Below are 12,351 nucleotides of genomic sequence, written 5' to 3'. Positions count from 1 at the left end.
GTACGGGAATTTCTAACCGCAAACTTTTAAACCGGAATGACCGACCCGTTGCGGAAGTTCAATATTTGACATCCAAACGCCCGCTCTCGCGCCAGAAACCGAATTTCAGCGCAGGATCAAGCAGCGTGCGATGCAGGATCAGCGGCAATGCCAGCTCCGCTGACGTGTGTTGCCATTCTTCTGCAATGGGCGTCAGTTCGAATGCGTTCAGAGCCTGAGCGCTCAGACCGACAAGGTATTAGCCGCGCTGCTCCCGTGCAACGATCTTCAATCGACTTAGATCTTGGAGGTGCCGAGCCATGTAGCGTGAGGCCTCTTCGTTCTTCCCGGCTAGAATGAGGTCGAGCAACTCGATGTGCTCCCGGCTGCGCTCCCGAGCGCTTTCCCGATCCAGCATCTGTCGATAGTCGATCAGTCTGCGAAGCCGATCCAGCCGCTTCAGCGCATCGATGAAGAAACTGTTGTGGCAGCATTCAATGATCGCCTCATGCATGCCGCTGTTCAGTTCGAAGAGCTTCGCGTCCGAAACCGTCCAGATGCCGCCGTTCACCAGCCACTCCTGCTCCTCCCGGCAACGCAATAGCACCGGCCGATTCAGCCTGAAGGTCGGTTCCAATAGTGCTGCAGGTTCGATCAGCAGGCGAAACCGGTAACTGTCTTCGTACGCCTGGAGCGAAGTCAGCACCGGCAGGAAAGCCCAGCCGTGGCCGGGAAGGCGCTCGATCCAGCCCTCGTTGGCCATCCGCAGCAGGATCTTTGATAGGCGACCCTTGGTGAGGTCGTAGCGCCGCAGGAATTCGCTCTCGGTGATCCTTTCCGGCAACCGGCCATGCAGCCGGTCATCCGCGATCGTCAGATAGATCTGCTCGTCATCCTCCGCCGAGGCGGACTCCAGCGACAGCTTCTCGGCGGCTTCGACGTCGGCGATCAGATAGCCGCCGCCTTCACCGTGCTTCAGCACGCCGACGTCGTGCAAGAGTTTCATTGCATTTCTGACCGGAGACCGCGAAACGCGAAACTGTTCGGCGAGCTTGCGCTCGACGAGGCGATCGCCCTCGGCAAGCTTGTCGGTGCGGATATGGGCAACGATCTGGTCGGCAAGGCTGGCGATCAAGGGTGTCGTCTGCAAGGCTAAGCTCCCGATTTTTCTCATCTATGCCATATGCCCAAGCCGGCGCCAAGCGTTTTTGGTATTTTCCACTTGCAAAATACCATTCCCTCCCTTACTTGGTACTTTAGAGGAGAAAAAGACCACGATTGGTCTGGAGGACTCCATCTTGATCGCTGTTTCCGCAACGCCGGCAGATGTCGGCGAACGATCTCGTGCGTCTTCTCGACTCTCCATAAGAGGTGAGGAAAAAACATGACCTTGAAGCTTCTCGTGCTGCCGGGTGACGGGATCGGGCCGGACATCACTGCCGCGGCGCTCGAGGTTCTGAAGGCCGCCGATGCCGAAATCGGACTGGGCCTTGACTTTGAGCTGCAGGATATCGGCCTCAAGGCCCTTGCCGAGCAAGGCACCACGCTGCCGGATGCGGTCATGAAGCGCGTGCCGGAGGCGGATGGCGTCATCCTCGGACCGGTTTCGCATTATGAGTACCCATCGCGCGACAAGGGCGGCATCAATCCTTCCGCCGAGCTCAGGACCAAATTCGAGCTCTACGCCAACATCCGCCCCTGCCGTTCGCGCGAAGGGCTGACCATCCTACGCAAGCCCATGGACCTCGTCCTGGTGCGCGAGAACACCGAAGGGTTCTATTCCGACCGCAACATGTTCGCCGGCGCGGGAGAATTCATGCCCGATCCGGACATGGCATTTTCGATCCGCAAGGTGACCGCAAAGGCGTCTTCGCGTGTGGCGGAGGCGGCCTTCGAGTTGGCGCGTCACCGCCGCAAGAAGGTGACCGCGGTCCACAAGGCCAATGTCGTCAAGCTGTCGGACGGCCTCTTCTTGCGGGAGGTTCGCAAGGTGGCCGAAGCCTATCCGGACGTCGCCCTCGAAGAACTTATCGTCGATGCCGCCGCCGCGCATCTTATCCGGTCGCCTGATCGGTTCGACGTCATCGTTACCACCAACATGTTCGGCGACATTCTTTCCGACGAGGCTTCGGAACTCTCGGGCAGCCTCGGTCTCGGCGGCTCGATCAATGCCGGTGACGACATCTGCGTCGCCCAGGCCCAGCACGGCTCTGCCCCCGATATCGCTGGCAAGAACGTCGCGAACCCGACCTCGCTCATTCTTTCCGCCGCCATGCTGCTTGACTGGCTCGGCCGCAGGCGAAACGACCAGCGTCTGGTGCGCGCCGCCGCCCTCATAGAGGAGGCGATCGAGGCCGTGTTGCAGCAGCCGCAATCGCGTACACGCGACCTCGGCGGAATGCTCGATACCAACGCCTTCACCGCCAGGGTGGTCGAAGCTGTCCGCGCCGCAGGCGCATCGACCACGGCCGCCTGAAGCGGTCTCAGCAAATCCCGAAAGGGCAAGCCGGGAATGTGTTCCGGCGATCCTGGAGGAAGGGACCGAGTGGCGGTCACAGGGATCGAACAACACAACGCATGGATGGGAGGAATTTCCATGAAGAAAGTGACACGACGCGTTTTCTCAACACTGCTCGCCGCTGCAGCGACAGCAATGCTGATCCACCAGACGGCTGTCCCCGCGTTCGCGGAAGAACAGCTCGAGTCCCTGCACATCATGGCGCCCAGCAGTCCGGGCAGCGGTTACGACCAGTTGGCGCGAGCCGTCCAGACCATCCTGCAGGAGGACAAGATCACCGGACCCGTCGAGGTGCAGAATGTTGCCGGCGGCGGCGGAACGGTTGGCCTGTCGCAGTTCGTGACGACAAAGCCGCGACACCCGAGCGCCATGGTCATTGGCTTTGCCCTCGTCGGCGGCGTATTGACGACCAAGTCTCCGGTAAAGCTGGACCAGACCGTTCCGGTCGCCCGCCTGATGGGCGAGGCTGATGCCATCGTGGTTCCGGCGAACTCCGACATCAAGACGATGGATGATCTGGTGGCACGTCTGAAGGCCGATCCGTCGAAGGTTGCCTGGGCCGGCGGCTCGATCGGCGGCATCGACCACGTCGCGGCCGGCCTGATCGCCAAAGCCGTCGGCGTCGATCCGAAGAAGATCAACTACGTCGTGCATGCCGGTGGCGGCGAGGTTCTCGCCTCAACGCTCGGCGGCCACGCGACCGTCGGCATCAGCGGCTACGAGGAATTCCGCGCCCAGGTTGAGGCCGGACAACTGCGCGCCCTCGCCGTCACCGGCGATGCGCGCATTCCGGGCGTCGATGTGCCGACGCTCAAGGAAGCGGGCGTCGACCTCGCCGTGATGAACTGGCGCGGCATCATGGCCCATCCGAAGCTCGCCGACGAAGACCGCGAAGCGCTCGGAAAGGCGATCGCAACGCTCGTCAAGACGCCCGAATGGAGGGCGGCCCTCGAGAAGCGCGGCTGGATCGACACCTACCTTCCGGCCGAAGAATTCGGTGCCTTTCTGGCGGACGAACAGAAACGTGTCGAGAGCGCGCTGAAGGAAGTCGGGTTGCTCTGACGAGCGTCCCGCCCAATCGGGAGGCATCATCAATGTCGAAGTCGGCCAGTCTCCGTATCGGTGAGACAATCCTCGGACTTGCCACGCTCAGTCTTGGACTGTTCATCGCGATCGAAACATGGATGACCCCTCCCATCGCGGCGCAGGCGGTCATTGGACCGGGATTGTTTCCGGCCCTGATCGCCACCGGCCTCGTCCCCGTCGGCCTGCAATTGCTCTACGAGGCATTCCTCCACCGCTTCCAGGTGGAGGAGTTTCCGGAACTCGATTGGAAGGCGGTGATCATCGTCGCCGCCGCTTTTGCCTCGCAACTCGTATTGTTGGAGCGGCTGGGCTGGGTCATTTCGGGGACGCTTTTGTTCGCCGTCTCGGCAATCGCTTTCGGTAGCCGCGCGCATGTCCGGAATGTCCTGATCGGACTGGCACTGACGGCGATCACCTATCTCGTGTTCGACTATGGGCTCGATCTCGATCTGCCAACCGGCAGCTACGTCGAGGAGCTGATCATCATGTTCGGAGGATCGGTGTGATGCACCCGCGAACCCCAGCCAACCCAACGACGTCGACGATACCGAGCCCAGTTCTCCAAGGGGCGCACTGATCATGGATACCGTTGCAGCACTCTTCCACGGCTTCGCCGTTGCCGTCACGCCCTACAACCTGTTCTGGTCCCTGGTCGGCGTGACGCTTGGCACGGCAATCGGCGTCCTTCCCGGCATCGGCCCGGCGCTCACGGTCGCCCTGCTTTTGCCCGTCACTTACGGGCTCGAGCCGACCAGCGCCTTCATCATGTTCGCCGGCATCTACTACGGCGCCATGTATGGCGGCTCGACGACCTCGATCCTGCTCAACACGCCGGGCGAATCCGCATCGATCGTAACGGCGCTCGACGGGCATGCCATGGCCCGGAAGGGCCGCGGGGCGCAGGCGCTCGCGACGGCCGCGATCGGCTCCTTCGTCGCCGGTACCATTGCAACGGTCGCGCTCACTTTCGTCGCGCCGCTGATGGTCAAGATGGCGCTTCTCTTCGGCCCCACCGAGTATTTCGCACTCATGGTGCTTGCGCTGACGACCGTCACTGCGGTCCTGGGCGACTCGCTCTCGCGCGGCCTCGCAAGCCTGTTGTTCGGTCTGGCGCTCGGCCTTGTCGGCCTCGACCTGCAGACGGGCCAGGCACGCTTCACGCTCGGGATTGCCGAGCTTCTGGACGGCATTGACGTGGTGGTCGTCGCCGTGGGTCTCTTTGCCGTGGGCGAAACGCTGTTCACCGTCGCGCGCCACTGTTTCGAGACCGAGGAAATCTACCAGCTCAAGGGCTCGAAATGGCTGAGCCGCGAGGACTGGCGCCGCTCTTGGAAGCCGTGGCTGCGCGGAACTGCGCTCGGTTTTCCGATCGGCGCGCTGCCGGCGGGCGGCAGCGAGATTCCGACCTTTCTCTCCTACCTGACCGAAAAGCGTCTTTCGAAGAACCCGGAAGAGTTCGGTCATGGCGCAATCGAGGCGGTGGCGGGGCCGGAGGCAGCCAACAACGCCTCTGCGGCCGGCGTGCTCGCTCCGCTGTTGGCTCTCGGTCTGCCGACCTCCGCGACGGCGGCGATCATGCTGGCGGCGTTCCAGCAATACGGCATCCAGCCCGGGCCGCTGCTCTTCGACAGCAATCCCGAGCTCGTCTGGGGGCTTATTGCCAGCCTCTATATCGGCAATGTCATGCTGCTTCTGCTCAACCTGCCACTGGCCGGCGTCTGGGTGAAGCTGCTGGCCATCCCGCGCCCCTGGCTCTACTCGGGAATCCTGCTGTTTGCGACGATGGGTACTTATACCCTCAACAACAACATCGTCGACGTGGCGCTGCTGTGGATCATCGGTCTCATCGGCTTCGGTATGCGGGTCCTGAACGTCCCGGTCGCGCCCTGCATTGTTGGTCTCATCCTCGGGCCGCTCGCCGAACAGCAGTTCCGCCGTGCGCTGACAATCAGCCAGGGTGATGCGAGCGTTTTCTTCACCCATCCGATTTCGCTGGCGCTCATCGTCATCGCCTTAACGCTCGTCCTCGTTCCCACCGCTTTGCGCTGGCGTGCCGCGCGGCAGGCGAGAGAAGCCGCGAACCACGTCTGAGCCATGCCGTCTGTCATCGATCAACCAGGAACACCGCCATGTCGAACGTAAAATACCTCCCGGCCGACGAACTGATGGCCTTCGCGACGAAGATATTCGCGGCGACCAGAATGTCCGACGCCGATGCGGCGACGATTGCTGGCGATCTGGTCAAGGCCAACCTCCGCGGCATCGACTCTCATGGCGTGTCTCGGATCCCGATGTATGTCGAACGATTACAGCGGGGGCTGGTAAATCCGAGGCCTAATGTCACCGTGTCGAAAGTCGCTGGAGCAGTCTCCCTCGTTGATGGGGACAACGGCATGGGCTTCATCGCCTCGCACCGAGCGACCGAAGAAGCCATCGCACTCGCCAAGACCAACGGTATCGGCCTCGTCGGCGTCCACCGCAGCACGCATTTCGGAATGGGGGCGCTCTATGCGCTGCAAGCGATCGAAGCGGGCTACATCTCCATGATCTTCACCAATTCGTCGCCGGCGATCCCGATGTGGGGCGGCCGCACCACCTTCCTCGGCGCGAGCCCCATTGCGGCCGGCATTCCGGGCGGGGAATACGCTCCCTACGTCATGGACATGGCAATGACGGTGATTGCCCGAGGCAAGATCCGGCTGGCGGCGATGAAAGGCGAGAGCATCGCGGAAGGACTTGCCCTCGACGTCGACGGCAATCCGACAACGGACGCGGCCAAGGCCTTCGAAGGCGTTTGCCTGCCCTTCGGCGGCGTCAAGGGCTCGGTGCTCGCGACACTGATGGACCTGATGTCCGGCGTGCTCACCGGGGCGAATTTCGGCGGCGACGTGAAGAGTCTCTATTTCGATCACAGCGAGCCGCAGAATGTCGGCCACCTGTTTTTCGCCATCAAGCCCGACCTCTTCATGTCGATCGAGAATTTCGCCGCGCGCATGGACGAGTTCTACGAGCGCATTAAGGCGCTGCCCAAGGCAGCGGGCGTCGAGGAAATCATGATGCCCGGCGAGCCGGAGCAACGCCGGGAAGAAGAACGGCTCAGAACCGGCATCCCGATCACCGAGAATGTGATTGCCGACCTGACCAAGGAAGGCGAACGCATCGGCGTGATGTTCCCCATTGGGCGGTCGTCTGGCGAGGCTGCCTGATGGCTCTCAATCTGTTCTCCGCCCATATCGGCTATCTCTATACCGAGCTGCCCCTGCTGGAGAGGATAGCGGCTGCCGCAGGCTCGGGCTTCACCGCAGTCGAGCATCCGCAGCCCTTTGCAATCCCCGCAACCGAGATGCGGGCCGAACTTGCCCGCCATGGCTTGGTGCTGTCGCAAGTCGCCGCCGGCATGGAAGATTCCAGCAAAGGCGAGAAGGGTCTCGCGGCGCTTCCCGGGCGGGAACCGGATTTCCGCGAAGGATTCAACCGGGCGCTCGATTACGCGATCGCCGTCGATTGCCCTTTTGTGCATCCGATGGCAGGCGCTCCGACAAACGCCGAAGTCTCCGCCGTGGCGGAAACCTATCACCGCAATCTGGGCTATGCCGTCGAGCGGACGGCAGGAACGAGCGTCAAGATCCTGGTCGAGGCGATCAGCGAGGCGGCGGTGCCAGGCTATTTCATGTCGACGCTCGACCATGCCAGCCGCATCCAGGATATCTTCGGTCCCGGCAATCTCTCGCTGCTGCTGGACGCATTCCACGCCCGCGCCAACGGCGTCGCGCTGGAGAATTGGATTCCGGCCAATGCCCACAGGATCGGTCATGTCCATATCGCCGACCATCCGGGCAGGCATGAGCCGGGGACCGGATCGATCGATTTCGAAGAGCTGCTCGGCACTCTTGCAGAACAGGCCTACGGGGGCGCGATCGGCTTCGAATACACCCCTTCCACGACCACAGTCGACAGCGCCGCCTTCCTGCCTCGCTGGAAGCAACTCATGGCGGTCAAGCTCGAGCAAAAGAGGCAAGACAGGAGACCCGCATGATCACAGCAATCAATCCGGCGAACGGCGGCGAACTGGCACGGTTCGAAGCCCATGACGACGCCTATGTCGATGCCGCGCTGAGCGCCGCGGCGGATGCCCAGAAGGCTTGGCGAAAGGTGCCGGTCGAAGAGCGGGTCGGGCTGCTGCGCGGCATGGCAAGGGTACTGCGGGCAGGCAAGGCCAGATATGCCGAGATGATTACCCTCGAGATGGGCAAGCCGATCGTCGAATCGGAAGCCGAGATCGAGAAATGCGCCTATAACTGCGATTTCTATGCCGAACATGCGCCGCAGTATCTCGCCGATGAACCGGTGGCCTCGAATGCGTCGGAGAGCGTCGTCGCCTTCGACCCGCTGGGTGTGGTTCTGGCGATCATGCCGTGGAACTATCCGTTCTGGCAGTTCTTCCGCTTTGCCGCTCCGGCCTTTGCCGCCGGCAACGGCGCGATCCTCAAGCATGCCAACAACGTGCCGCAATGCGCGCTGGCGATCGAAGAAATCATGAAGGAGGCCGGCTGCCCCGAAGGGCTGTTCGCCACGCTGCTGATCGAGCCTGCAAAAGTGGCCGCCATCATCGCCGATGACCGGATCGCCGCAGTCACCCTGACCGGGTCGACCGAAGTCGGTGCGATCGTCGCGTCGCAAGCTGGCAAGGCGCTGAAGAAGCAGGTGCTCGAACTCGGCGGATCGGACCCGTTCATCGTGCTCGCCGATGCCGATCTCGAGGAGGCTGCCGCCGGCGCCGTCAAGGCGCGTTACATCAATGTCGGCCAGTCCTGCGTCAACGCCAAGCGATTCATCGTCGAGGAGGCGGTCGCTGATCATTTCGTCGAGCTTTTCTGCGCGGGTGTCGCAAAGCTGAAGATTGGCGATCCGATGAAGCGCGACACGAACATCGGTCCGATGGCGCGCGCCAATCTGATGGGCGGCCTGCATGCGCAGGTCGAAAAGACCGTCGCTGCCGGCGCAACGCTCAGGATGGGCGGCAGGCCGATCGACGGAGAAGGTTTCTACTATTCGCCGACGGTGCTCGACCATGTGACGCCGGAGATGACGGCGTTCCGAGAAGAGACCTTCGGACCCGTCGCCGCGATCATTCGGGTGAAGGACGCCGGCGAGGCGATCCGGCTCGCCAACCAGACCGAATTCGGCCTCGGCTCGGCGATCTGGAGCCGCGATGTAGACCGGGCCCGCACCCTCGCCCGCGAGATCGAGGCGGGTGCGGTCTTCATTAACGGCATGGTCGCCTCTGACCCGCGTTACCCCTTCGGCGGCATCAAGCGCTCCGGCTATGGCCGCGAGCTCGGCGTCTATGGCATTCGCGAGTTCGTCAACATCAAGACCGTCTGGATCGGCCCGCCGAAGGCACAAGCGGCAATTTTGCGGCCCAAGGAGTTGAAGACGAACGATCGCGGGGGCGGTGCTCGCACCACACCGCTTGTGACCCGCGGTTGCGGCTCCACCAGCATGATCAACGGCATCACAGCGTTCGATCCCGGAGCGGCCATCGGCCTGCACAAGCACAACTGCGAAGAAAGCGTAATGGTCATCGAGGGCAAGGCGATTGCCGAGATAGACGGCGTCCAGCATCACCTCGATACCAATGACACGACCTGGATTCCGGCAAACGTTCCGCATCGGTTCATCAACGCCACCGACAAGCCAATGCGCATCTTCTGGACCTATGCGTCCATTGACGCGACCCGGACGATGATTGCGACTGGAGAGACCCGCACGATCGATGCCGAGCACAGCCCCGCAAACCCATAAGGGGATCCGGAATGTTTGTTGAGGTCGCGGAAATTGCGGTTGTGGCAGGACAGGAAGGCGCCTTCGAGGCGGGCGTGGCAAAAGCCGCGTCGCTCTTCCTCCGCGCCAAGGGTTGCCATGGCGTGTCCCTCCACCGAGTCGTCGAAACGCCAATATCTAGCGGCTTCTGGTAAAATGGGAGACAGTCGAAAATCACATGATCGATTTCCGCAACTCTGCTGATTTCCAGGAATGGCGGCGGCTGGGTCATGTGGCATTTCCACATGCCCCTCGCCTGGCTGCTCGGAGCAATGATCGCTAATGCTTGGCAGCGCTGATGCGGCTCCCTATCGCCATGCCGCCAGTCCCGCGGCCGCAATGACGGCTGCTATCGGCGCGATGCTTGGCACATCCTTCTCTCCCGCAGTCTTTGCGCACGCACCGTCTTGGTTGATAGCACTGGCGGGCATGGCTGTCTTCATCGGTGCAGCGGGCGGGATTTCCTACCTCTACTTCAGATGGATTGCCGGATTTGACCAGCCGGCAGCATTCTTTGCCGGCATGCCCGGTGGCCTCGTGGAGATGGTCACGCTAGGAGCCGAGCGCGGAGGGGACGAGCGGATGATTTCGTTGATCCATGCCGCACGGATATTCCTCGTGGTCCTAGCACTTCCCTTCATGATCGGTGTTCTGACCGGCCAGCCTCTCTCCCGAAGCGGGCGCAGCTACGTGTCGGTCGAGGAAGTGAACGTGCAAGATCTACTCTGGTTTTCTGCTGCGGTTCTCGGTGGCGCGGCTCTCGGCCGCAGCGACCAGCACAGGCTCGACAAAGACGGCCCTCTTCTTCTTCAGGTTCACCGCCGGCGAATCCGTCCGGATTGCCTCGAGCAATTCGCGCAGCTTGGCCGACTCCGCGCATGTCCAGCCGGTTGCGCAGCCGCCGACATAGACAAGCCCACCCCTCCTCCTTGCCGCCAGCAGCGGCCGCCCGATCGCGCCAGGTACGGTAGGCGGCTCGAACCCAACGATCACGAAGCTGTCGCTGCGCACGCCCGTGATCTTCTGCCAGTCGGGCCGACGGCCGGAGTGATAGGGCTTGTCACGGCGGTTGGGGACTATCCCCTCGAGGCCGCGCTCGCGTGCGAGCCGAGGACACGCTGCAGCATGCCGAATTCGGAGCGGCCGTGCTCGTCGAGCACGACCGCCTCGCCGTCGAGGATTGCGGTCTTCAGCCCAAGAAGCCGCGCCTCGGCTGCGATAGCCGGGAAGCGATCGGTCCAGTCATAGCCGCCCCGCGTCATGATCCGTACCTGGCCGGACTGAACGGCTAGCCTGTACCCGTCCCACTTCACCTCAAAGGTCCAGTCCGGCCCCGGAAGGTGGTCTGTCGACAAGCGTCGCCAGGTATGGATCGACGCGTCCCGGCACGGAGCCGGGCGTAGGTGGGTCAGGCGGTTTCCTCGAGAACGCTCTTGCCATTCGTGCATTCACACGCAAACGCCCCCAATCGGATCGCCCCCTCGAAATTTCGTGGAGAAAAGATGAGCCCGATCGCTTACGGGGGACCAGCGAGCTCATCAGTCGAGACGGGAAGTGATTTTTGCTGCGGGTTCATCTTAACAGGCGCGGCAGGCTTGTCGATTAAGCCTTAGATACATACTAGGCTTCGGGACTAATCCCTTCGTCGCTGTCGAGTAGCGCTTTCAGAAGCTGCCTTCTGTTCTTCATATCGAACTCTCGCATCAGGTACAGGACCCCCAAGCCCTCCATCACCGCCGTGTGGCTTTTCGGGTCGACCTGGTGCACTTCGCACCAGTCGGAGACGACCTGCTCAACAAGCTCGACCTCGGTCTCCATCGTCGGTGCAATCTGAATCTTTCTTGTTGAATGCGCCATCAAGGCTCCTCCCAAATGCACGCAAACTTACATCGAACATGGAAAGCCGGCGCGTACGACAAGTCCTAGCGGGGGTTCGGGACCTCTGCGGTCTGCGGTGTGTAGACGACCATTTCCGTTTTATTTTCCGACCAAGCCCCGCCGATCGCGAGGTAAGCCAGAATAACGCCAACCGAGAGCAACAGCAGGCTGATCGGGAACGCGGTTGAGGCCTTCTTTTCGGGCATATCTTGACGATGCAGGCGATACATTGAGCCCTCCCTTGTAGTTCAGGAGAACGAAGATGGCGTTCGCGGGTTCCCTGCCGGCGGGACATTAGAAACTATCTGTCTCCCGAAAGCGGTATCAGTGACGGGGAAATAGTCATCGCCCTGCTCAATCGGCTAAATGAAGGCCGGCTTAAGATAATTCCGCAGGCGAAAACATGTCTAGAGTTCGAGTCGGCAGAGCCCGCTTGGCGATGGCTCTGCCGCAACATCGAAAACAACTGCTCTCGATAAAGAGCGCTGAACTGGACGACCTTTTCGAAAGGCGCTGCCGGAAGTCCGTAAGGGACAACGCCGCTCGAACCATGCCCCCGCCGATCGGCAGTTTACCAATTACTATTTGTGAGCACGTCTCGCAGGGCTTCCTCCCTCCTTATGCCCGACTGGAACAGGTCGATCAGCCTTTGCGCGAGTATTTCCGCTTCTTCGCTGTCGGCCCGGAGCTTTCGAAGCTCCAATTCGCAGTCGAAAACTCTCTGCAGCAGACAGAGGTCGTCCGGTCCGAGAGGAGATTCATAAGTGACTTGGCTGGCAGGATACATGACGCGACTCCCTCAACTGAGGCGAAAGCGCAACGTCCCTTCTTCAAGCTTTTAAGCGGCTGATTCAAGGCTATCGCGACACTTCGCCATCCACGCCAAGCTCGACGAAATCATCGTATCCATGCGTGAGACCCGAAACCACGTGGTCGGCCTCGAGCATGAACAGCCGGAGCACATCGCGGCGGCAGTCGAGCGGGAAGCAAGAACTGATTCGCACTGCTCTTTTGCTATCATCGACCACGGAGCAACTGGAATGAGTTCTGACCAGCGGACCATGTTG

At 61.7% G+C, this 12,351-nt stretch carries 12 protein-coding genes and 3 pseudogenes; 10 read left to right on the top strand and 5 right to left on the bottom strand.

What is annotated here, in order from left to right:
• Positions 1 to 238 precede the first annotated feature (238 nt).
• A complete protein-coding gene (locus CO656_RS02755) occupies positions 239 to 1,129 on the bottom strand; it encodes a GntR family transcriptional regulator (protein WP_234819674.1) in 891 nt (296 codons plus the stop codon).
• Between the two features lie 234 nt (positions 1,130 to 1,363).
• Here CO656_RS02755 and CO656_RS02750 point away from each other — a divergent pair, with 234 nt between their 5' ends.
• The 9 genes and pseudogenes from CO656_RS02750 (at position 1,364) to CO656_RS30675 (ending at position 9,561) form a co-directional block, all read left to right on the top strand.
• The gene (locus CO656_RS02750) at positions 1,364 to 2,455 is read left to right on the top strand and encodes an isocitrate/isopropylmalate dehydrogenase family protein (protein WP_097524745.1); all 1,092 of its coding nucleotides are present in this window, start codon (positions 1,364 to 1,366) and stop codon (positions 2,453 to 2,455) included.
• A gap of 120 nt (positions 2,456 to 2,575) precedes the next feature.
• Positions 2,576 to 3,559: a tripartite tricarboxylate transporter substrate-binding protein gene (locus tag CO656_RS02745; RefSeq protein ID WP_097524744.1), complete on the top strand. Its 984-nt coding sequence runs from the start codon at positions 2,576 to 2,578 to the stop codon at positions 3,557 to 3,559.
• A gap of 32 nt (positions 3,560 to 3,591) precedes the next feature.
• Positions 3,592 to 4,089 (top strand): tripartite tricarboxylate transporter TctB family protein, encoded by a 498-nt coding sequence (locus CO656_RS02740; protein WP_097524743.1) that lies wholly within the window; start codon positions 3,592 to 3,594, stop codon positions 4,087 to 4,089.
• Between the two features lie 73 nt (positions 4,090 to 4,162).
• The gene (locus CO656_RS02735) at positions 4,163 to 5,674 is read left to right on the top strand and encodes a tripartite tricarboxylate transporter permease (RefSeq protein WP_097524742.1); all 1,512 of its coding nucleotides are present in this window, start codon (positions 4,163 to 4,165) and stop codon (positions 5,672 to 5,674) included.
• Positions 5,675 to 5,712: 38 nt separating this feature from the next.
• Complete coding sequence (locus CO656_RS02730; protein WP_097524741.1) at positions 5,713 to 6,789, top strand: Ldh family oxidoreductase; 1,077 nt, start codon at positions 5,713 to 5,715, stop codon at positions 6,787 to 6,789.
• The gene (locus CO656_RS02725) at positions 6,789 to 7,619 is read left to right on the top strand and encodes a TIM barrel protein (RefSeq protein ID WP_097524740.1); all 831 of its coding nucleotides are present in this window, start codon (positions 6,789 to 6,791) and stop codon (positions 7,617 to 7,619) included. Before CO656_RS02730 ends, CO656_RS02725 begins: the two co-directional genes overlap by 1 nt.
• A pseudogene (locus CO656_RS02720) lies at positions 7,616 to 8,983 on the top strand (NAD-dependent succinate-semialdehyde dehydrogenase); the annotation flags it as partial. The gene CO656_RS02725 and the pseudogene CO656_RS02720, both read left to right, overlap by 4 nt.
• A 102-nt stretch (positions 8,984 to 9,085) precedes the next feature.
• On the top strand, positions 9,086 to 9,388 hold the full coding sequence (locus tag CO656_RS30680) for a cupin domain-containing protein (RefSeq protein WP_272938886.1): 303 nt from the start codon (positions 9,086 to 9,088) through the stop codon (positions 9,386 to 9,388).
• A gap of 11 nt (positions 9,389 to 9,399) precedes the next feature.
• Positions 9,400 to 9,561, top strand: coding sequence for an antibiotic biosynthesis monooxygenase (locus tag CO656_RS30675; RefSeq protein WP_234819673.1), 162 nt, complete (start codon positions 9,400 to 9,402; stop codon positions 9,559 to 9,561).
• Positions 9,562 to 10,156: 595 nt separating this feature from the next.
• On the opposite strand, the pseudogene CO656_RS02705 reads toward CO656_RS30675, so the two are convergent.
• The 4 genes and pseudogenes from CO656_RS02705 to CO656_RS30440 all read right to left on the bottom strand — a co-directional run.
• Positions 10,157 to 10,846: pseudogene (locus tag CO656_RS02705) on the bottom strand (ATP-dependent DNA ligase); the annotation flags it as partial.
• Between the two features lie 180 nt (positions 10,847 to 11,026).
• A complete protein-coding gene (locus tag CO656_RS02700) occupies positions 11,027 to 11,263 on the bottom strand; it encodes a hypothetical protein (protein ID WP_097524738.1) in 237 nt (78 codons plus the stop codon).
• A 65-nt stretch (positions 11,264 to 11,328) separates the two neighbouring features.
• Positions 11,329 to 11,514, bottom strand: a complete 186-nt coding sequence (locus CO656_RS02695) for a hypothetical protein (protein ID WP_103451176.1) — start codon at positions 11,512 to 11,514, stop codon at positions 11,329 to 11,331.
• 341 nt (positions 11,515 to 11,855) lie between these two features.
• Positions 11,856 to 12,071 carry a hypothetical protein gene (locus CO656_RS30440; RefSeq protein WP_095678043.1) on the bottom strand — a complete coding sequence of 72 codons (216 nt, stop codon included), beginning with the start codon at positions 12,069 to 12,071 and terminating at the stop codon, positions 11,856 to 11,858.
• 59 nt (positions 12,072 to 12,130) lie between these two features.
• Between CO656_RS30440 and CO656_RS31370 the strand changes: the two are divergent.
• Positions 12,131 to 12,267, top strand: a pseudogene (locus tag CO656_RS31370) (low affinity iron permease family protein); the annotation flags it as partial.
• Positions 12,268 to 12,351 lie beyond the last annotated feature (84 nt).

This window comes from Sinorhizobium sp. FG01, from assembly GCF_002531875.1.
Classification (GTDB): Bacteria; Pseudomonadota; Alphaproteobacteria; order Rhizobiales; family Rhizobiaceae; genus Sinorhizobium; species Sinorhizobium fredii_C.
Note: the sequence above shows the minus strand (reverse complement) of the source record. Positions and strands in the feature narration are given on the sequence as shown.

Coding starts and splice junctions, on each gene's coding strand:
- CO656_RS02750 (WP_097524745.1), top strand. CDS start 1,364: ATGACCTTGAAGCTTCTCGTGCTGCCGGGTGACGGGATCGGGCCGGAC.
- CO656_RS02745 (WP_097524744.1), top strand. CDS start 2,576: ATGAAGAAAGTGACACGACGCGTTTTCTCAACACTGCTCGCCGCTGCA.
- CO656_RS02740 (WP_097524743.1), top strand. CDS start 3,592: ATGTCGAAGTCGGCCAGTCTCCGTATCGGTGAGACAATCCTCGGACTT.
- CO656_RS02735 (WP_097524742.1), top strand. CDS start 4,163: ATGGATACCGTTGCAGCACTCTTCCACGGCTTCGCCGTTGCCGTCACG.
- CO656_RS02730 (WP_097524741.1), top strand. CDS start 5,713: ATGTCGAACGTAAAATACCTCCCGGCCGACGAACTGATGGCCTTCGCG.
- CO656_RS02725 (WP_097524740.1), top strand. CDS start 6,789: ATGGCTCTCAATCTGTTCTCCGCCCATATCGGCTATCTCTATACCGAG.
- CO656_RS30680 (WP_272938886.1), top strand. CDS start 9,086: ATGATCAACGGCATCACAGCGTTCGATCCCGGAGCGGCCATCGGCCTG.
- CO656_RS30675 (WP_234819673.1), top strand. CDS start 9,400: ATGTTTGTTGAGGTCGCGGAAATTGCGGTTGTGGCAGGACAGGAAGGC.
- CO656_RS02700 (WP_097524738.1), bottom strand. CDS start 11,263: ATGGCGCATTCAACAAGAAAGATTCAGATTGCACCGACGATGGAGACC.
- CO656_RS02695 (WP_103451176.1), bottom strand. CDS start 11,514: ATGTATCGCCTGCATCGTCAAGATATGCCCGAAAAGAAGGCCTCAACC.
- CO656_RS30440 (WP_095678043.1), bottom strand. CDS start 12,071: ATGTATCCTGCCAGCCAAGTCACTTATGAATCTCCTCTCGGACCGGAC.